Origin of the sequence: Dietzia massiliensis (genome assembly GCF_018390595.1) — a bacterium.
GTDB classification, from domain to species: Bacteria; Actinomycetota; Actinomycetes; order Mycobacteriales; family Mycobacteriaceae; genus Dietzia; species Dietzia massiliensis.
In genome coordinates this window covers 1-341 of sequence record NZ_JAHBAV010000337.1, presented here as the reverse complement: position 1 = coordinate 341, position 341 = coordinate 1, and the positions used below count along the sequence as shown (strand labels likewise).

Annotated in this window: 1 protein-coding gene; it reads left to right on the top strand. The window is 29.9% G+C overall.

The genetic code is table 11. The features are described 5' to 3' along the window. Window positions 1–87: 87 nt before the first annotated feature. A partial coding sequence (locus KHA85_RS20715; protein WP_213186750.1) for an undecaprenyl diphosphate synthase family protein occupies window positions 88–341 on the top strand: 254 nt, incomplete at its 3' end.

Sequence of the window (341 nt, the reverse complement as noted above, 5' to 3'; positions counted from 1 at the left end):
TATCAAAGATGCTAAGCTTATTTTAGCATCTTTTTTTTATTGCTTTTTTATGGTATAATCTCGATTAGTTAAGCGGGAGGTTGACAAATGTTTTTAAAGAAAAATAAAATTGAAGAAATAGATTATCATGATATAGATTTAGATAATATACCAAAGCATATCGCTTTTATCATGGATGGAAATGGACGTTGGGCAAAGAAAAGAAAAATGCCACGAACTTATGGACACCATGAAGGAACAAAAACAATTCGTGATATTGCTTTAAAATGTAATGAATTAAAAGTAGAAGCAATGACAGTTTACGCTTTTTCAACAGAAAATTTTGCTCGTCCTGATAGTGA